Genomic DNA, 18,990 nt, shown 5'->3' with positions numbered 1-18,990 from the left:
ATGCTCACACACCCCGCAGTCAGTCTTCGATGGTGGCATCGAGGCCGAAGTCGGCCAGTGTCTTTATCGTCATGCGGCGCAGGTGTTCCGTGGTGGTCGGCTCCGGCGCCAACTGGCAGGCCTCGATGCAGAGGGACACGGTGTCGCGATAGCGCGACGCCACGACGACGAGGTGGCCATGCGAGCGCTGCAGGTCCCGCAGGCTTACATTCACGTCGACGGCGCGCGCCAGCAGCCGCGTGCAGGGCGACCCGTCGATCGAAGCGAGGGCGTCAGGCAGCTCTCCCAAATTCGAGCAGCTGACCGGCGGCGCATCGCCATAGGCAAAGATTCGGTTCACCAGCGCCGTGGCAGCGCTGGCTGGCAGCCACGCAATGGCGGGAAGGAGCTCTGCCAGCGGGTCAGGCCCGGTCTTCTTCGCGGCGCGCAGGAGCGCCCTCATAGGGGCGCTCACCGGCCCCAGGTCGGTGGCCAGGCCCTCGGGGTGGAGGCGCATCGAGGCGAACTCGATTGCCAGTGCGCGCTCATCGTTCAGCCCGTGGCGCCTGTCGATGGGAACGATAAGATTGACCGTCGCGTCGGAGACCCGGCAGTGGCCCATGTGCGCAGCGAGCCGCGCGACGAAGCCCGGCAGCAAGGTGCTTGCCCGTCCGCCGAGCCGCTCTGCGCAGCTCTCCCATGCGCGCACGCCAATGCTGATGGCGATGGCAGGAATGTCCACCATCGTTGCCGGGTCCGGGCCATCCGGAACGGCCCTTGCAGCGGCACCGTGCCGGTTCGCCCACGCGAGCCGCGCGATGCGGGCAATGGCTGCCAGGGTTCGCGGGGCATCGGCGAGGATCTGCTGCGCATCCGACATGAGCCCGGACAGTCGGCCACGCCCGTTCTGCGGTAGGTAACTGCTGGGCAAGGCCTTGCCGCTCGCTGCAGCCGAAATGGCGCCGAGGGCGCCCATGCCGTCGATGATCAGATGCGACCCGACGATGCTGACGGCGGTGCTGCCATCGGCGAAGCGTTGCATGTCCATCCGCCAGGCAGGTCCCGCAACGGGATGGAGGGGACGACGCGCCTGGCGGTTGGCCCAGCGCAGCAGATGTTCCCGAGACAGGACATCGGGGCTGATATGAAGCGGTTCAGGGAGGCTGGCAGGCCGCACCCAGTGCGGCCGCGCCGGCGGCAGGGGCGATGGTTCGATCAGCCGGTTGAAGGACCAGGAGGACAGACGCGCACTCACGCGCAGCAGCGATGCCATGTCCACCTCGCGCTCATACAGCCACAGGCATTGCATGAGCTGGTTCCGGCCGGTTGCCGTGAACAGTTTGAAGGCAAGCTGGTCTAGCCAGGCGAGGCGGTCTCGCATATGGGCAGCGGCGCGGCTTGCCCCCGTTTCAGCCATCGAAGGGCTCACCCGCGAGGCCATAGCTCGCCAGCAGGTCCTCGACGAGAACCTGGAGCTGCCGCGTTTCGGTGACACGCCCCGGCTGGTAGGCAACGAAATTCAGGATGAGGAAATCTGGAATCACGGCCGCAATGAGCGACGCCACACCCTGGCGGGCCTCGATGTCGCGTACTGTCACGCCGCGGTCGACGCCGCGAAAGCAGAAGAGATCGGCGATGGTTCCGTCGATACGGAGCGCCTCCACCGGCCAGTTTCCGAGATGTGAGCAGGTCACCGGCAACTCGGACAGCGCACCAAGCGCCATCGACCCCGCTGCCCGGAAAGCCCGCTTCGGCACGAAGGGCACAAGGGGCAGCAGTTCGGCCATCGGGTCTGGCTCGCGCCTGCTGCGCACGAGCGTTTCCTGAAGGCGCCGCTGCAGCGGGCGAAGGGGGCCGCGGGGCTCCGTCACCGGAACCTTCAGCGTGGCGAGCGTCACGCAGTTGCCGCCCTCGGCCGCCAGCCCCTCCCGCTGATTGACGGGGACCAGCAGCGAGACCTCCGCACCCTGGACGCGGCCGAGGGCCGCGCCAAAGGCGGCCGTCATCGCCGTGAGGAAGGTGAAACGGTTGGCCTCGTGGCGCTTGGCCGTCGCGTCCCATTCCGCGGTGGAGATGCGCATGAAGACAGTTGGAAACACCACGGTACGGTCAGTATCCGTCACCGTGGCGGGCGCGGCGGGGCCGCGGCGCGCCGCTGGCCCCTTGCGCATCGAGCGCGCCATGCGCACCAGCGCGCGCAGCGTCGCTGGCGCGTCCTTCGCAACCTGCTGCAGTTCGGCAACAAGCCCCACGGGCGAGTAGGCCGAAGCCCGCCGTTCACCGAGGGCCGCTTCCTTCGTGGCGAGCAGTACCGCAATGCCATCGGCGATGCAGTGCGACACCACGAGAGAAATCACCGTGGATCCGTCCTCGAGCGGCTGCAGCGTCAGATGCCAGCCTGGGCCGGACACCGGGTCGAGCGGAAGCTCCACCTGTGCGTCGATCCATTCGTGCAGGGCAGCTACGGCAATGGGCGCCTGTGCGGCGGGCAAAGCGGGCGGCGGGGCAGGCGGGCTGGCCCACTGATGCCGGCCGAAGGGCAGCCGTGCGGGGCGCATGAGGCGGGCGAGACGTCCGTTCGCTAAGTTGTCGCGAAAGCGCATCAGCCCCGCCATGTCGACTGGCCGCCGGTAGCGCCACAGGAATTGCATGATGGAGTGCTGCCCGCCCGCCACATGGGCGAGATACATCGCCTGGTCGGCGAAGGGCACGAAGGGGGTGGCCCGTGGCGAGCCGGCATCCCGGGCAGCCAGGGCGTCCGTCATGGCCTGGCCCCGGGACCAGCCGGCGCAGCCCGCACTTGGCCGCAGGCCCGCCTGCAGGCATCTTTCAGCGTATCGGCATAGCGCCGCATCGAACTGCGGGCCGTGGCGTTGGCCGTATAGGCTGCCGTGACGGTCAGTCCTTGCGGCGTCCGGAAGAACCACAACGCCACCTGCGCGGCCATGCCCGGATTGAGGTAAATCCGGCCACCTGCGGCCTGCCAGTCGCGCGCGATGTGCGCGCTGAGTGGGGGAAGGTTGGTATCCATGTACGAGAGCATGACGCCGCCGGTGGCGACGGGGCGGATCGACGGCAGCCCGGCGGCGAGGTCGAGAACGCGCTCGATCGGAATCTGGGCGAGGGGCGCCCTGCTGTCGAAGCTGCGCTGCGCCGCGGCGGCCAGCTTCGCGAAGTCGCCGCGCGCTGAATCGAAGTCGATGGGCACCACGCCCATGCACCACCCCGTGGTTCTGAAGGCCTCGGGAGTCTTGCGTGTCGTCGTGGGCGTGATCACACCATAGTAACTGGTTCCCGCCAGTTCGCGTTCCGTGATCGCGGCGCAGGCCAGCAGCCCGCCGATGACGCGCGCGCCGGCGGCGCGGCAGGCATCCTCGAAGGCGGCCATGTCCGCCTCATCGAGGATGTCCGCCTGCAGGTACTCGGCAAGGCAGCGATCCTCCTGCACGGCGAGCGGCAGCGGGAACGGCGGCATGCGTCCGTTATGGCGGTGCAGGAAGGCAATCCACTCTGCGACACCGGGATCATCGAGGGTCATCAGCGCCGCGCGCTGGCGCTGGTCGGTGCAGTAGTCGAGATAGCGTCCGGCAGGCGCGTCATGCGGGGGTGCCTCGCCGTCGAGCAGGGCGAAGTAGGCGGTGTGGATCTCCTCCATCAGGAACGCGATGATGCTCGAGTCCAGGTGAATGTGATCGATGACCGCAAAGCAGGTGAAGCCATCAGCGCGCTGCAGGATGCCGAACCGGAAACAGTCCCACGTGAAGGGTGAGGGTGTCGCCAAGACCTGGCGTTGCCAGTCCGCTTCACCTGCCGCGCCGATCGTCACCGCTTCCAGCTGCAGCGCGGCCGGGTCCTCGAGGGCGTGCCGCACGATTGTCCCGCCGCGCTCCTCGAACCAGCTGTGATAGGTGTCGTGCCGGCGCAAATGCGCCGTCAGCACATGTGTCATCTCCCTCAGTTCGCAGCGTCCGGGCTCATCCCAGACGACGGCGAACATGCGCGGCATGTCCTCGTTGCGGTCAGCGCAGGCGCGGAAGGAACGCAGGTGCTGCTCCTGCTCGTAGCTCGGAGGCACCGGCGAGATGGGTGCCTGCCGCGCCGCTTCCAACGCAGCTGCCGAGGGCCGCCACATGATGAGGTTCGCGGCCGGGCCCGACCAGTCGGCAAGCGGGCGAAGTTCAGCCATGGGCATCCGCCTCCGCCAGTCCGGACTTGCGCAGCGCCGCACCCAGCTTCTCCGCCATGGCACGTACGGTCGTGACATCCGCAGTGCCAAGGCGGATGCCCGTATCGGCCTCGAGCGCCGTCAGCAGCTGCAGGGTTCCAAGCGAGTCGAGCCCGTAGTCGAAGAACGGCCGGTCCGGACTCACGCTGCGGCGCAGGATGACGTCGAGATGTCCCGTGATGAGGCGCCGCAGTATGGCCGGCCATTCGTTGGCCCGCGCATGTGTGAGCTCCTCGCGAAGACGCCGCGCGGGATCGCCCGCGGCGGCCTGCGCCTGCGAGAGGCCCGCGGCGAAGGGGCTGCGCGCCATGAGTGCGGCCAACCAAGGCGCGCCGTCGAGATGGGCATAGGCAGCATAGGCACGGTCGTGCCGCAGCAGGGCTTCGAAGGCATAGGCGCCGTCCTGCGGTGCGATCATCCGCACATCGCCGCGCGCCGCGAGATGCTTGCCGGCGCCGATCTCCGCCCAAGCGCCCCAGGCGATGGCGGAAGCGGCAAGGCCCTGCGCCCGGCGCCAATGCGTAAAGGCATCGAGCCAGCTGTTCGCCGCCGCATAGGCGGTTTGCCCGGGTGACCCGAAGAGGGCCGCCACGGAGGAGAAACAGCAGAACCAGTCGAGCGGTGCCTGAAGCGTCGCCTCATGCAGGTTCCATGCGCCCGCCACCTTGGGGTCCCAGTTGCGGCGAAGCAGCTCCTCCGAGACGGATGACAGGGTGCCGTCCACGACTGCCGCGGCACCGTGCAGAACACCGCGCAGCGCGAGGCCCGCGGCTCCTGCAGCCTCTACGAGGGCCCGTGCCGTCGCCGGCGCCGCGATGTCTCCGCCGATCACCTCGACCTCGGTGCCCCGCGCCCGCATTGCGGCTAGGGCGCTCCGTGCCGTCTCGCCCGGCGCGGAGCGCGCATTGAGGATCAGGCGGCCGCAACCCGCTGCGGACATGGCATCGGCCAGAAACAGGCCAAGCCCCCCGAGGCCGCCAGTGACGACGTAAGCGCCGTCACGCCGGAAGGGCGTGAACCGCTCCGCCGGCACCGGCACGCGGTAGTGGCCCTCATGCGGGACGCTCAGCACCAGTTTTCCGGTGTGTGCCGCGCCGCTGATCACCCGGATTGCGGTTGGCGCGTCGGCGAGGGGGTATGTGGAAATGTCCGGCAGGGCCAGCCGTCCCTTGCTCGCGAGATCGATTGCACGGGACAGCAAGTCATGAATGCGCGCCGGGGCGGTGGAGCACATCAGCGCCAGGTCGACAGCGAAGAACGAGAGATTTCGCTTGAACGGCGACAGGCCCAGCCATGTGCCGTCATAGATGTCCTTCTTGCCAATCTCGACGAAGCGGCCGCCGGGGGCCAGCAGCCCGAGTCCCGCGCGCTGCGCAGCACCGGTGAGCGAGTTCAGGACGATGTCCACGCCATAGCCCGACGTGTCGCGCCGGATCTCCTCGGCAAAGTCAGGCGAGCGCGAGTCGTAGACGTGGCGGATACCGGCCGCGCGCAGCTTATCGCGCCGCGCCTGCGAGCCTGCAGTGGCGAAGATCTCCGCACCCGCGGCCCGCGCAATGGCGACGGCGGCCTGTCCCACACCACCTGTCGCGGAGTGGATGAGCACCCTGTCGCCCTGGCCGATCCGCGCCAGGTCGCAAAGGCCGTGGAGCGCCGTGGCGGTGGTGGTGATGAGTGCTGCTGCCGCATCGTCGGTGAGGCCTCCGGGGATTGGCGCGACCAATCGTGCATCGCAGGTGACGAAGGTGCCCCAGGCCCCACCCGCACACAGCCCCGCCACCCGGTCACCCACGCGAAGAGCGGTGACACCCGGCCCGACGGCTGCGACCACGCCGGCAAAGTCGAGGCCCAGCCCCTGCTGGCGCCCGTCGAAGGACGGATAGCGGCCCAGCGCGACCAGCACGTCGGCGAAGTTCACGCTCGTGGCACGGACCGCCACCTCGACCTCGCCCACGCCCGGCGGATTACGGCCGCAAGCCGTCATCTCCAGGCTCTGGAGATCGCCCTGTGTGCGGATTTCCATACGGAGGCTGTCGCGCGCGGCGTCGCACTCCTTGGTGCGCCGGTCGGCAGGGCCGAGCGGGCTGCGCTGCAGCCGGGCGACATAAACCTTGTCGGCGCGAATGGCCGTTTCGTCCTCCTTTGCGCCGCTCAGGAGCAGGCCCAGGAGGCGGAACGTGTCAGCTCCCGGGTGAACGTCGATCTGCGTCGGGTGAAGGGCAGGGACCTCGGCGCCGAGTGCACGCAGCCAGCCCCGGACACCGCCATGCGCAAGGCGCACAGCATCGTCCGGCAGCACTCGCTGCGACCCCGTGGTGACGACGAACAGGCGAGACCGCCGTTCGCCCTCCGTCATCGCCCTCGCGACGTCGATCAGGTTGCTCACATGCGTCCGCGCTGCGTCGGCACCGGCGGGTTCGGTGCCGGCCGGCAGAAACACCACCACGGCGCCGGGCCCGTCTTGATGGAGGAGCGCGGGCAGCGCTTCGCGCCATGCGTCCGGCCGGCCGATGCTGCTGAGGACGCGTGTCCTGAAACCCTGGACGCTCAGCTGCGCCTCGATCTCGCGGGCAGCCCGATGCCCGTTCTCGTCGGCCACGAGCAGCAGCCAGCCACCGTCGGCCGGCTTGAGCGTGGCGCGCGGGACGTCCCATGCCTCCCAGATGATGTCGAGGAGCCGCGCATTGCAGGCCGCTGCATCCGAGTTGATGTTGGCAGCGCCGCTGCCAATGATCAGCCCGCGGGCGCTCAGCAGCACATTGCCCGATGCATCGAGCAGGTCGATGTCGGCCTCCACCTCGAGTGCGTTGAGCGAGATGAGGCGCGTCACGCAATGCGCCGCATCGCCTTCCCCGGCATGGACATGGAGGCTGCGGATCGAGAGCGGCAGCAGCATGCGGCCCTCCACCCCTTCACGGACACTGGGGAAGGCGGCAACCGACTGGAAGCAGGCATCGACCAGCACGGGATGGATGGCGTAGTGGCGGGCGTCCTGGCGAAGCGCCGGCGGGAGGCGAAGATCGGCGAGAAGGGAGGTTCCGTCTTCAGACAGCGCGAGGCTTGGCGCCAGCACGCGGAACGAAGGGCCGAACTGCACCCCGTGCGAGTCGAACCACTGCCAGACGTCCGATGCTGCCACCGACGCGGTTTGGGCCGCGCGCAGCCTGCCAAGGTCCAGCGGCGCCTCGCCGCCCGGCCTGCCGGCCGGCAGGAGGCGGGCGCTTGCATGGATCTGCGGCTCTCCACCCGTCTGGCTCTCGATCCGGAAGCGCAATTCGCCGGGCCGCTCGAGCACCGCCGTGGCAACGACGGGCGTTGACGGTTCGAGCCGCAGTGCCTTCGCGAAGCTCAGCTCCTGCACCTCGACGTCTGCCGTTCCGAGTGCCGTGCGGGCGGCGGCGAGGGCCATTTCGCCGAAACCGGCGCCGGGAAACACCGGTACCCCGTTGACCATGTGGTCTGACAGCCATGGGTGGGTGCCGAGGCCTAGCTCCGAGGCCCAGACGTGACGTTCGGGCTCCTCGTGCAGCGTGCGATGCACATTGAGAAGCGGATGCGTGGATGCAACGTGGTGCCCGGCGGCAGCCTGTCCTGCCGGTGCGAGGAACAGGTGATGGTGTGTCCACGCGGGCAGCGGAAGGTCGATCAGCGCTCCCTCCGGGCACAGCGCGCCGAAATCCACCGCCGCGCCGCTTGCATGGATTGCGCCGACGAGGTCCATGAGCCCGTGGGGCAGCGGCTCGCCGCGTGTCATCGACGGCAGCGCGCGCGCCGGGAGGTCCAGCGCGGCGGCATTCTGGAGCACCGCACGGATCACGATCGGGTGTGGAGAAATCTCCACGAACACGCGGTGGCCGTCCTCGAGTGCCGCGCGGACGGCAGGGCGGAAGCGCACCGTGTGGCGCAGGTTGTCGACCCAGTAGGCCCTGTCGCAGACAGGCTCTTCGCGCGGGTCGAGCAATGTCGTGGAATAGGTCGCGATGCGCGGCTTACGCGCCGTGACCCCAGCCAGGCGCTCCGACAACTGACCGAGAATCGGTTCGACCTGGTGTGTATGCGATGCCACGTCGACGGCGACTTCGCGGGCGAAAATGCCCTCCGCCTGCCATTCAGCAACGAGGCGCTGCACGGCCGCGGCCGCGCCGCCGATCACCGTCGAGCCCGGCGCAACCAGCACTGCAATCTCAACGTCCCTGATCTCGCGGCGCGCCAGCTCTTCGCGCAATGCCGCCGGTGCAAGCTCAACCACTGCCATGGCGCCAAGTCCGGCGATCTTGCGACAAAGCGTGGCGCGATGGCAGATCACCTGCACGCCATCCTCCAGCGACAGCGCGCCGGCCACCACGGCGGCCGACACTTCGCCCATGGAATGGCCGATCACGGCTGCGGGCACCACGCCTTTCGCCTTGAGTGACGCGGCCAGCGCCACCTGGATGGCGAAGATGGCAGGCTGGATGCGGTCGATGCCATCGAGCGTGCCGGGCAAGCGCAGCGCACCGGTGACCGAGAAACCGGCGGCAGCCGCGATGAGGGGCTCAACACTGGCGATGACGCTCTTGAAGACGGGGTCGGTGTCGAGCAGTGACGTTCCCATCGACTCCCACTGCGAACCCTGGCCCGAGAAAACGAAGACGGGGCCGCGGCCGTCATGGTCGGCCACCTCCGCGTCGAGCGGTGCATTGGCGGCCAGGTCTCGAAGCTGGCTGGCGAGGTCCTGCGGCGTCGTTGCGATGACGGCATGCCGGACCTGCCGGTGCCCGCGGTGCAGGCCAAGCGTTGCCGCGATGTCGGCCATGCGGATGATACCGGCCTTTGCATCCAGCCAGCTTGCAAGGCGCCCGGCCGTGGCGCGAAGTGCTTCGGGCGAGGAGGCCGAAAGCGGGAACACGCGCGGCGGCTCGGGCGCGGCGCCACCGGGCGGCGATGGCCGCTGGAGCAGATCGGGAGGCGCCTGCTCGAGCACCACATGCACGTTGGTGCCCGACATGCCGTAGGAGGACACGGCGGCGCGGCGCAGCCCGTCTGCGCCTGTCGATGGCCATGGCACGGTGTCGGTGGGAACGAAAAGCCCGGTCCTGATCGCCTGAAGATGCGCAGGCAGTTTCCGGAAGTGCAGCGTACGCGGCACGGCGCCATGCGACACGGCGAGTGTCGCCTTGATGAGCCCGAGCACGCCAGCGGCCGATTCCGCATGGCCGAGGTTGCTTTTCAGCGAGCCGAGTGCGCAGGGTGCCGAGCGTCCGTAGTGACTCGAAAGGCTGTTGAACTCCTCCGTGTCACCCACCGGGGTTCCCGTTCCGTGCGCCTCGACCATGCCGATGCCGGAGGGATCGACCTGTGCTTCCGCGAGCGCCCGCCCGATGACCGCGGCCTGGGCGGTTCTGGAGGGGGCAAGAATGTTATGCGTGCGCCCGTCCTGGTTCACCGCGCTGCTGCGGATGACCGCCAGCACACGGTCATTGTCCCGCCGGGCGTCATCCAGCCGCTTGAGCATGACGACGCCGCAGCCTTCCGCGCGCACGAAGCCGTCGGCGCGTTCGTCGAAGGCGTGGCAGCGCCCCGTCGGCGACAGCATGCCCAGCCCCGAGGCGGAGGCGTATGTGGAGGGCGCGAACATCAGCATCGCGCCACCGGCGAAGGCCGTGCTGCAATCACCCGCGAGCAGGCTTCTGCGTGCTGCATGCACGGCGACCAGGCTCGACGAGCAGGCCGTGTCGATGGTGAGAGCCGGTCCGGTGAGGCCCATCGCGTGGGCGACGCGGCCCGATGCCATGCTGAAGGGCGTGCCGGTGAAGCTGTAGGCCTGGCCGATCGTCCCGGCGTCGCGGGTGACCTGCAAATAGTCCTGATGAGACAGGCCGAAGAACACTCCGGCAGCGGTGCCCGCCAGGCGCCGCGGGTCCCAGCCGGCATGTTCGGCTGCCTCCCACGTCACCTCCAGCAGCAGCCGGTGCTGCGGGTCCATGGCGAGCGCATCGGGCTCGCGGATTCCGAAGAAGGGAAAGTCAAAGCCGGCAGGATCGTCAAGGAACGCGCCCCAGCGCGAAACAGAGCTACCCGGCACACCGGGTACTGGGTCGTAATAGTCGTCGGCGTTCCAGCGCTGCGGCGGAATTTCGGTGACCAGGTCTGTGCCCCGCAGCAGCCCTTCCCACAGGTCCTCGGGCGAGTATATCGCTCCCGGCAGCCTGCAGCCTATACCGACGACAGCGATCGCGGTCACGATAACCCAGCCCCTCCAACCACAACTCTACGGTCCGCGTCTTAATCCGCAAGACGCGTCCGAGGCCAGAAGAATTTGGTTGACTAAGTTTGCGTCTGCTGTTGAGAAAAACAAAGACGCGGCAGGCATATGACTTGGGATGACATCCCGAATTCCTTCTGGGCTTCTGCCTCAGCAGGAGATAAGCTGGCCGTAACGGGGATGAGTTGCCACCTACCGGCATGCCGCGCTTGGAAAAGCGCTGACTTAGGTCGCCGGACTGCTCAAAGTGCAGCCGTCCCGGTCCGACTTGGCCAATCCACCGGGAGCTCATTGCTCGCTTGCAGACTCCAAACTCCAGAGCATCCATTCTTCGCAAGGGGGATGTCGAGCCACCGGCGCGGGAGATGCGCGCACCGGATTCAAAGGCTGCCGTTGCGTATGTCCTGGCTAATCGTCTTTCGGTTGAATACAACGTCGAAACGGGGTGGCGGACATCGCCCGGCGGCCTTGTCAGCGCGCTCGATTCTGCACTGCGTGGCCTGAATGTGGTGTGGGTCGGTTGGCGCGGCAGCCCCGTACCGGAGGAGGGCCGCGGACCGCACCCGGCGCCCCCGCCCGGCACGTCCAGCATGTCCGTTCTCGAGATCCCGATGAGCCAGCACGAGGTCAGCCACTTCTACGATGGCGTGTGCAATGCGGCGTTCTGGCCTCTCTACCACGATGCGGTCGTGGACCCCGTGTTCCGCGACGAGGAGTTCGCGGTCTACCGCAGGATCAACCAGCGTTTTGCCGATTGCGTCGCCGCGAGCGCCCCGTTGGGGGCCTCGGTCTGGGTGCATGACTACCAGCTGCAGCTGGTGCCGGCGCTGCTGCGCGCGGCCCGGCCCGACCTGCGCATCGGCTTTTTCCTTCATGTGCCGTTTCCCTCGGCTGCCGTCTTCGAGCTGCTGCCGTGGAAGGACAGCGTCCTCCATGGCCTGCTCGGTGCCGACCTGATTGGTTTCCAGACCGGCGCATCCGCCGACCGCTTTTGCGAGGAGGTCTGTCAGCGCGCAGTCGCGTCGCGCGACGGCCGGGACCTCGTGCTGGGCGAATCCGCCCACCCGCGGCGCGTCGCGGTCGATGTCTTTCCGGTGGGCCCGGATGCCAACCGGTTCGAGACCCTCTCGGCCACGCCCGCTGCGCGCGATAGAGCAGCGCGCATCCGTGCCGGCTTCGGCGCGCCAGAACAGGTTCTGCTCGGCGTCGACCGCCTCGACTACACCAAGGGCATCGATATCCGCATTCGCGCCGTGGCGGATGTGCTCAAGAGCGCGGAATACCGTGGTCGCAACATCCAGTTCATCCAGGTGGCGATGCCGAGCCGCAGCGATCTTGCAGCCTATCAGGAGCTGCGGATACGGGTGGAGGAGGTGCTGCACTCCGCCAACGCGGAACTGGCGGCGCTTGGGCTGCGGCCGATCCACTATGTGAACGAGGCGCTGCCGACGGAGGAGATTGTGGCCCTCTACGTGGCGGCCGACGTCATGCTCGTCACTTCTCTCGCCGATGGCATGAACCTGGTCTGCAAGGAATTCGTCGCCTGCCGGGGCGATGGCAGCGGCCGCCTCGTGCTCAGCCGGGCAACTGGGGCGGCGGAGCAACTGCAAGATGCCTGGCTCGTCGCGCCCAACGACCTCGCGGATGTGAAGCGCGGCATTGCCGATGCCCTCCGCGCCGGGGCGGGCGAGTCGCATGGACGCATGGCCCGCATGCGCCGGGCGGTGTTCGGCGCCGACGCAAGGCACTGGGCGGACTCCTTTCTCGCCCGAATGCATCAGACGCGATGAAGCTGATCCTGCCCATGGATGTCTCCCGGCGTCTTGTCCTGCTCGGCGAGGCCCGGCAGCTTCTGGTGTGCTCCGACTATGACGGCACGCTGGCGCCGATCTCGGCGCGACCTGAACTGGTGCAGATGCTGCCGGGTGCGCGTGAGCTGCTGCACGGCCTAGCCCAGCTTCCGCATACCCGCGTTGCGATCGTCTCCGGGCGCGCGCGCGAAGATCTCTGCGCGCAGGTGGGGCTTAATCAGCCTGTGCTGCTCGTCGGCTCGCATGGCGCGGAGTTTCCGGGGCGCTTGACGGCTTATGGCGAGGCAGACCGCCAGCAGCAGCTCGATGCGCTGGCAGCCGCGCTACGGCGCCTCTGCGCAGCTTCGCCAGGAGCCTGGGTGGAGCGCAAGCCCTTCGGTCTCGCCGTGCATGTGCGTGAGGCTGGCCCGGAGGATGCCGCCCGCGTCATCGCTGCGGTACGTGCCAGCTTTGCTTCAGTGCCGGGAGTGAAGCTGACGGACGGCAAGGCCGTGATCGAGCTGTCACTGTCACGAGCGGGGAAGGGCGATGCCATCCGCCGGCTTCGGGAGGAGACGGAGGGCAGTCCGCAGGTTCTCTATCTCGGCGACGATGTGACGGATGAGGCGGCCTTTGCAGAACTTGGCCCCGCCGATCTCGGCATCAAGGTCGGCGCCGGCGCCACAGTGGCCAGCCACCGCGTGGCCACGGAGCACGCAGCGCTGGCTGCTCTTGGCCTGTTGTGGCGGCGCCGTTCCGCAAGGCTGTCGTCCGGCGCGGCTGCCGCGCGTCACCGGAGTCTGGACGCATGAGTACGGAGCGGGCGTCGAAGCAGCGCAGGCGCCGCAGCCGCATCAGCGATGAGCGCGCCAAAGCGGGCGACCTTCTGTGCTACATGGACCAGGGCTCCTTCCTCGCGCTGCGTGCGCTCGGGCGCCAGCCCATGGGGCTCATCACCTGGGTTTACCCCCATGCGGTGGACGAGGCGGCCGTCGACGCCGTCAGCCGGCGCCTGGCGGAGGGATTGCTGGGGCGGCTGCTGCAGCGCTCACCGCTTCCCTGGGGCCGCCACCGCTGGGTGGCCAATCCCGTTCCGCCACCCGTCACGTGGAACCGCACCCCCATCCCCGTGGACGCGCTGCAGACGTGGCGCAGCTCGCTGGTCGACCTTCCGGTCGACCCCGAGCACGGCCCTGGCTGCCGGTTCGCGGTTCAGGCACTGGCGGATGGCGGCACTGCGGTGTCGTTCTTCGTCTCGCATACCATCGCGGACGGGCATGCCGGGCTCCTCGCCGTCGCCGACGCGATCGCCGGCCGGCCCTTTTCCCATCGCTTCCCGCCACCGTCCCGGCGCGGGTCGCTGTCCAGGCTGGCGCGCGACGCGGCGGAGAGCATCCGGTCTCTGCCCGAAGCCGGGCGTGCCCTGGCAGCCTTCCTCGCCCGGCCGCGCCAGCAGGCGCCGGCTGCGGTGAACGGGCTGCCGCTTGCCCAGCCTGGCGCAGCCGCGCCGGGCGGCCCCGCGGTCGAGGTTCCCGTGGTGCAGATCGTCCTCGATGCCGCGGCTTGCGAGGCGCGCGGGGTGAAGATCGGCATCCTGCTCATGGCTCTCGCGACGCGGATTGCCGTGCGCATGGGCCGCGTCGATGCACAAGGCCGCGTCAAGCTCGTCCTGCCCGTCAGCGAGCGGCAGCCTGGGGACCTGCGGGGCAACGCCGTCCTTGCCGTCACTGTCCTAGCCGATCCGGAGCGGACCTTGGCCGACCCGCGCACGCTGCAGCGCGAATTGCGCAGCGCGCAGGCCAACCTGCTCCGTCATGGGCACGAGCTGACCCCGCTGCTGCCGCTCATTCCCTATGTGCCGGTCCGGCTGATGCGCCGCATGGAGCAGGTTGCGCTCGGCGCCGACCTGCCCGTCGGATGCAGCTTCTTCGGCGATCTGCCGCCGGAGTTGGGCAGTCCATGGGGCGAGCCGTCGATGATCTGCATTTCCCCCATCGAACGCTTCGACGAGGCGGCGCTTACAGCCAGGGGCGGGCAGCTGTTCCTCGAGGGCTACAGCCTCGGCGGCCGCATGTATGCCACGGTGTCCGGCCATGCGCCGGGGCGCGTCACCACCCGCGCGGATCTCCTGCCCGTGGTGTGCGAGGCGCTGGCCGAACTTGGCATGACTGGCACCGCGAGCTGACGAAGACGGGGCGGGTCAGGCCGACCGCAACGCATCGACGATCTTCAACCGGGTGGCGCGCACGGCCGGGAGGAACCCGCCGAGGAAGCCCATGGCCAGCGCAAAGACGAGCGACTGCACAACGATTCCCGGTGTCAGCACGAAGCTGAAGGCGAGTTCGGACAGCGAGGCCCAGTTCAGCGTCGAGATCTTCACCAGCAGCATGAGCGATGCCAGCGATAGGCCAACAACCCAACCCACGAGCCCGAGCAGCATCGCCTCGGACAGGAAGGCCGCAAGGATCCCGGCGCGCCGGAAACCCAGCGCCCGCAGGGCCCCGATCTCCCGCGTCCGGCTTGCCACGGCGGCATACATGGTGATCGTCGCGCCTAACACCGCACCCAGCGAGAACATGACCGACAGCGTGATGCCGATGAACCGGATGAAGTCGGAGAGCAGCCGCGACTGCTGCTCGTAGAACACGCGCTCGCGCTTGGCGTCCACGGTGAGGCGGGGATCGGCTTCGAGCTTTTTCTTGAGGGCAGCAAAGCTGCGGCGGTCGGCGAGTTGCACCACCACCGACGAGAAGGAGTCGCGCCGGAACGACTGCATCAGCTGCTCACTGTCGCCCCACACTTCCGAGTCGAACCCGCTGCCCCCGGCCTCGAAGGTGCCCACCACCTGCCAGTCGCGCTGCGCGAACCGGATGCTCGCGCCGATCTCAAGGCCCTTGAAGCGCCCGGCAAGACCGCTGCCGACGATGATCTCCGTCGATCCAGGGCGGAACATGCGGCCTTGCGTGATGCGCACCTGCGGACGCACCGCGAGGATGGCGGATCCCACGCCGCGCACCACCACGTTGCTGGCCTGCGCAGGTCCGAGCTTGGGCAGGGAGACCAGCACCACCAGTTCCTTCGAGACCAGCGGTGCGCCATCCACCCCGAGCAGCACCTCCGGCTGGCTCTCGATGATCCGCGCTTGCGTACGGTCGACCAGGCTCTGGATCTCGACCTCCGCGGAGCGCCGGACGAAAATGACGTTGGATGCGCCACCCGTTGCCACCAGTGTCTGCTTCAGCCCGGAATCGAGCATCAGCACGGCGGTGTAGACGAACACGACCAGCGCCATGCCGCCCGCGGTGAGTGCCGTGGTGAGCTTGCGCACACGCAGGTTCCGCAGGCTGTAGGCGAGCAGCAGCGGCATGGTCAGCCCACCGCCCTGAGGCCATCGACGATGCGCACGCCGGCGGCGCGCCGCATCGGCACCAGCGCGGCGAGGATGCCCACCAACACCGCCGCGAGCGCCTGAAGGGCCATGGTCGTGCCGCTGACGGTGAGCGCCGGAAGCAGTCCCGCGTTGAGGCTGCCGAAATAGGCTGCGACGGGCGGCGTGAGCGCGATGGCGAGCGCGCCGCCCACCAGAGCGATCGCCACGGATTCCCCGAGGATCAGCCGCGCGACATAGCCCGGCCCGAAACCAAGTGCCTTCAGCGTCGCATATTCCGCCAGCCGCTCGCGTGCCGTCATCGCCATGGTGTTTGCCATCACCGCGAGGATGATGACGATGACGACGAAGGAAATGACGCGGACGGAAACGAGGATGGCCTCCGTCTGCTTCACGAAGCCGATCTGGAAGGCGCGCTCGGTCTCCGTGAGGGTCTCGGCCGCGGAGTTTCGGAACGTGCGGTCGATGGCCTGGCCGACGTCGGCGATCTGGTCGAGGTTCGCAACGTCAATGACGAAGAAGTTCACCTGGTCGGCCTGCGACTTCGATCGCAGGCGCAGCGTTTCATTGAGGTAGTTCCAGTGAAAGAACATCTGCGAAGTGTCGGTCTTGGCTTCACGCCCGTCGAAGATGCCGTCGATCACGAATTCCCATGTGCCGGGAAACTGCGTGCTGCTGAGCTGGATCACATCGCCTGGCTTGAAGCCGTAGCGATCGGCGAGCTTGCGTCCGACGATGGCGCCCCGGCGGTCACGCAGGAAGGTGTCGCGCGCTGCCTCGTCCAGCTGGATGTCGGGGTAGACGGCGAAGTAGCTCTCGGCATCGACTGCGAACTGCGGAAAGAAGTTCTTGGGATCCTTGTAGATGCCGCCGAACCAGTTCATGTAGGTGACGGCCTTCACGCCCTCGACCGCGCGGATGCGCTTCTGGTAGGCGGGGGGCAGCGGCAGCGTCAGCGAGATCGCGTTGCGGGTGATGAGGCGCGATGGCACGGCGGCATCGACTCCGGCATACCAGGTGGCGATGATCGTCTGCAGCAGGCCGAAGGAGAGGAACGCGATCACCAGCCCCGCCAGCGTCAGCGACGTGCGCAGCCGGTGGCGGAAGGCGTTGCGCGCCACCAGCTTGAGCCACTGGCTCATGTTGCGGGCTCAGCCATGGCGCTGCTCGACCCGTCCGGAGAGTTCGCCCTTTTCGAGGTGCATGATGACCTTGGCGTGTTCCGCCGCCCGGCGGTCATGGGTGACCATCACGATGGTCTTGCCCATCTCCTCGTTCAGCCGCTGCATGATGGCGAGCGCCTCCTCGGCGGAGCGGCGGTCAAGGTCGCCCGTCGGCTCGTCCGCCACCAGCAGCGTGGGGTCGGTGACGATCGCCCGCGCGATCGCCACGCGTTGCTGCTGCCCGCCCGAGAGTTCCGAGGGCAGGTGCTTCTCACGGTCGCCGAGGCCGACGAGACGAAGGGCGAGCTGCGCCCGGTCCCGGCGCTCGCGGCGCCCGAGGCTGGTGAGCGTCAGGGGCAGCTCGACGTTCTCCAGCGCCGACAGCACCGGCATGAGATTGTAGAACTGGAATATGAAGCCCACATTGGCCGCCCGCCAATCCGCGAGGTCGACCTCGCCGAGCTGCGCGATGTCCTCACCCTCGACCTCGATCGAGCCATGATCGGGGTGGTCGAGGCCCGCGATGAGGTTGAGCAACGTCGATTTGCCCGAGCCCGACGGCCCCATCAGGGCCAGGAATTCCGCCCGCCGGATGTCGAAGGTGATATCGGAGAGTACGGGTACCAGCTGCCTGCCGCGCCAGTAGCCCTTGCTCACGCCGCGCAGTTCGATGAGGACGTCGTCCCGCCCGGCGCCCGCCCGGGCGCTTGGCGCCGTCACTTCGTCTCCTCCGTGACTGCCCGCCCATTTGCGAGGCCCAGTGGAGGCCGGATCACGACGCGCGTTCCAGCCTCCAGGCCGTGCACCTCGACCTGGTCGCCGATCTTTTCGCCCAGCTTGACGGGCTCGAGGCGAACCTTGCCGTCCGCCACCACATAAACCTGCGTCTGCCCGCCGATCTCCACCAACGCGGCGGCCGGCAAGGCCAGCACGGGCGTGCGCTCCGCCTCCGTCACCTCGCGGGAGAGGAATGCCGCCCTGGCGCTCATGTCCGGGAGGATCCGCGGGTCGCGTTGCACCAAGCTGATCTTGACGAGAGTGGAAGCCTTCGCGCGGTCCACCGTCGGCACCATGCGGCTCACCACGCCCGCAAAGCGCTCGCCCGGGATGGCATCGAGCTGGATCTCGACCGGCTGGCCGACCTTCACGCTCAGATAGGAGGATTCCGCAACGTCGGCCTCCACCTCCAGCGTGTCCATGTCCGCAATGGTCACCACCGCGCCCTTGGTGTCGACCGCCTGCGAGAAGGGGGTGATGGTGTCCCCGACATTGGCGTTGCGCGTCAGGACCACGCCGTCGAAGGGTACCCGGATGAGGGTCTGGTCGAGCGAGACTTCGGCGGCCCGGAGGTTAGCATTCGCCACAGCGACATTCGCCGTGTAGCCGGCGAGGGCAGCCTGCGCCTTGCCGAGCCGCGCTACCGCACTGTCCCTGTCGGATTCGCTGACGAGCTTCTTTGCTGCAAGCGATTGCGTACGCTTGAACACAAGCTCCGCCTCCGCCAGTTCCGCTTTGCCCTGGCCGAGATTGGCTTCCGCCACCTGGACATTGGCAACGGCAAGGTCTCGCATGGCCTGGGTGTCGCGGTTCTCCAGACGGGCAATCACCTCGCCCGCCTGCACCTTGCTGCCTTCCAGCACGCCGAGCCATTCGAGGCGCCCGGTCGCCTTCGAGGCGACGGAGGCCTTGCGCTGGGGGATCACGTATCCAGTGGCGTTGAGAAGTGTCAACGCCTGGGACGGATAGACGCTGGAGACGGCGGTGGTTTCGATGGCGACCGGCGCATTGCGGTACCAAACCCATGCGCCGAAGCCGATGGCGCCGGCGATAGCCAGGAAAAGAAGCCGGAGGAGGATGCGGCGCAGAAGGCCCTTGCGCTTCGAGCCCGCGCGGCGGTCGATGGTGAGGCCGGAAAGATCCGCGGCCGTACCCGTGCCGGGTGGCCGGGGGGCGCGCGGTGCGCGTGGCGCACGCACGCTGTCCCCGAAGGCGTGGGGCGTGCTCATGCGGCCATCCCGGAATTGCGGGGGCGGCAGGGCGAAGGCCACGCGGGCGCGATGCAGGGGGAACGGCGCAACAGGGTACGTCTCATCGTGACATCATCAACATCGTGGTGACCCTCAACTGACTGCCGGACAACCCCGAAGCTGGCGGCTGGGGTCATGAAGCGGTGCCCGATCCCTTTCATGCGACCGGCATCG

General features: G+C 68.3%; 11 protein-coding genes. 3 read left to right on the top strand and 8 right to left on the bottom strand.

Features of this window, described 5'->3' with window-relative positions; translation table 11 throughout:
* Positions 1-19 precede the first annotated feature (19 nt).
* The 4 genes from ACILRA_RS00405 to pks2 are packed head-to-tail and all read right to left on the bottom strand — an operon-like array spanning position 20 to position 10,427.
* Positions 20-1,396 (bottom strand): hypothetical protein, encoded by a 1,377-nt coding sequence (locus tag ACILRA_RS00405; RefSeq protein WP_395660104.1) that lies wholly within the window; start codon positions 1,394-1,396, stop codon positions 20-22.
* Complete coding sequence (locus tag ACILRA_RS00400) at positions 1,389-2,744, bottom strand: hypothetical protein (protein ID WP_395660103.1); 1,356 nt, start codon at positions 2,742-2,744, stop codon at positions 1,389-1,391. Before ACILRA_RS00400 ends, ACILRA_RS00405 begins: the two co-directional genes overlap by 8 nt.
* The gene (locus tag ACILRA_RS00395) at positions 2,741-4,165 is read right to left on the bottom strand and encodes a condensation domain-containing protein (RefSeq protein WP_395660102.1); all 1,425 of its coding nucleotides are present in this window, start codon (positions 4,163-4,165) and stop codon (positions 2,741-2,743) included. Before ACILRA_RS00395 ends, ACILRA_RS00400 begins: the two co-directional genes overlap by 4 nt.
* Positions 4,158-10,427, bottom strand: coding sequence for a sulfolipid-1 biosynthesis phthioceranic/hydroxyphthioceranic acid synthase (gene pks2 / locus ACILRA_RS00390; RefSeq protein ID WP_395660101.1), 6,270 nt, complete (start codon positions 10,425-10,427; stop codon positions 4,158-4,160). Before pks2 ends, ACILRA_RS00395 begins: the two co-directional genes overlap by 8 nt.
* A gap of 386 nt (positions 10,428-10,813) precedes the next feature.
* Between pks2 and ACILRA_RS00385 the strand changes: the two genes are divergently transcribed.
* The 3 genes from ACILRA_RS00385 to ACILRA_RS00375 are packed head-to-tail and all read left to right on the top strand — an operon-like array spanning position 10,814 to position 14,423.
* Positions 10,814-12,238 carry a trehalose-6-phosphate synthase gene (locus tag ACILRA_RS00385; protein WP_395660100.1) on the top strand — a complete coding sequence of 475 codons (1,425 nt, stop codon included), beginning with the start codon at positions 10,814-10,816 and terminating at the stop codon, positions 12,236-12,238.
* Positions 12,235-13,050, top strand: a complete 816-nt coding sequence (otsB, locus tag ACILRA_RS00380) for a trehalose-phosphatase (RefSeq protein WP_395660099.1) — start codon at positions 12,235-12,237, stop codon at positions 13,048-13,050. Before ACILRA_RS00385 ends, otsB begins: the two co-directional genes overlap by 4 nt.
* Positions 13,047-14,423, top strand: a complete 1,377-nt coding sequence (locus ACILRA_RS00375; RefSeq protein WP_395660098.1) for a hypothetical protein — start codon at positions 13,047-13,049, stop codon at positions 14,421-14,423. The genes otsB and ACILRA_RS00375 overlap by 4 nt, the downstream gene beginning before the upstream one ends.
* A 15-nt stretch (positions 14,424-14,438) precedes the next feature.
* Here the strand turns inward: ACILRA_RS00375 and ACILRA_RS00370 are convergent, their stop codons facing one another.
* From ACILRA_RS00370 to ACILRA_RS00355, 4 genes are read right to left on the bottom strand one after another with little or no spacing between them, the layout of a single operon-like run.
* Positions 14,439-15,605 carry an ABC transporter permease gene (locus tag ACILRA_RS00370; RefSeq protein ID WP_395660097.1) on the bottom strand — a complete coding sequence of 389 codons (1,167 nt, stop codon included), beginning with the start codon at positions 15,603-15,605 and terminating at the stop codon, positions 14,439-14,441.
* 2 nt (positions 15,606-15,607) lie between these two features.
* Positions 15,608-16,768: an ABC transporter permease gene (locus ACILRA_RS00365; protein ID WP_395660096.1), complete on the bottom strand. Its 1,161-nt coding sequence runs from the start codon at positions 16,766-16,768 to the stop codon at positions 15,608-15,610.
* Between the two features lie 9 nt (positions 16,769-16,777).
* Positions 16,778-17,509 (bottom strand): ABC transporter ATP-binding protein, encoded by a 732-nt coding sequence (locus tag ACILRA_RS00360; RefSeq protein WP_395660095.1) that lies wholly within the window; start codon positions 17,507-17,509, stop codon positions 16,778-16,780.
* Entirely contained in the window at positions 17,506-18,795 is a 1,290-nt protein-coding gene (locus tag ACILRA_RS00355) for an efflux RND transporter periplasmic adaptor subunit (protein ID WP_395660094.1), read from the bottom strand. Before ACILRA_RS00355 ends, ACILRA_RS00360 begins: the two co-directional genes overlap by 4 nt.
* Positions 18,796-18,990 lie beyond the last annotated feature (195 nt).

Source organism: Aestuariivirga sp. (assembly GCF_044239095.1).
Lineage (GTDB): Bacteria > Pseudomonadota > Alphaproteobacteria > Rhizobiales > Aestuariivirgaceae > Aestuariivirga.
Note: the sequence above shows the minus strand (reverse complement) of the source record. Positions and strands in the feature narration are given on the sequence as shown.

Bases quoted from the DNA above. Each gene is read 5' to 3' on its own strand.
- ACILRA_RS00370 (WP_395660097.1), bottom strand. From the start codon at position 15,605: ATGCCGCTGCTGCTCGCCTACAGCCTGCGGAACCTGCGTGTGCGCAAG.
- ACILRA_RS00365 (WP_395660096.1), bottom strand. From the start codon at position 16,768: ATGAGCCAGTGGCTCAAGCTGGTGGCGCGCAACGCCTTCCGCCACCGG.
- ACILRA_RS00395 (WP_395660102.1), bottom strand. From the start codon at position 4,165: ATGGCTGAACTTCGCCCGCTTGCCGACTGGTCGGGCCCGGCCGCGAAC.
- ACILRA_RS00355 (WP_395660094.1), bottom strand. From the start codon at position 18,795: ATGAGCACGCCCCACGCCTTCGGGGACAGCGTGCGTGCGCCACGCGCA.
- ACILRA_RS00405 (WP_395660104.1), bottom strand. From the start codon at position 1,396: ATGGCTGAAACGGGGGCAAGCCGCGCCGCTGCCCATATGCGAGACCGC.
- otsB (WP_395660099.1), top strand. From the start codon at position 12,235: ATGAAGCTGATCCTGCCCATGGATGTCTCCCGGCGTCTTGTCCTGCTC.
- ACILRA_RS00375 (WP_395660098.1), top strand. From the start codon at position 13,047: ATGAGTACGGAGCGGGCGTCGAAGCAGCGCAGGCGCCGCAGCCGCATC.
- ACILRA_RS00385 (WP_395660100.1), top strand. From the start codon at position 10,814: ATGCGCGCACCGGATTCAAAGGCTGCCGTTGCGTATGTCCTGGCTAAT.
- ACILRA_RS00400 (WP_395660103.1), bottom strand. From the start codon at position 2,744: ATGACGGACGCCCTGGCTGCCCGGGATGCCGGCTCGCCACGGGCCACC.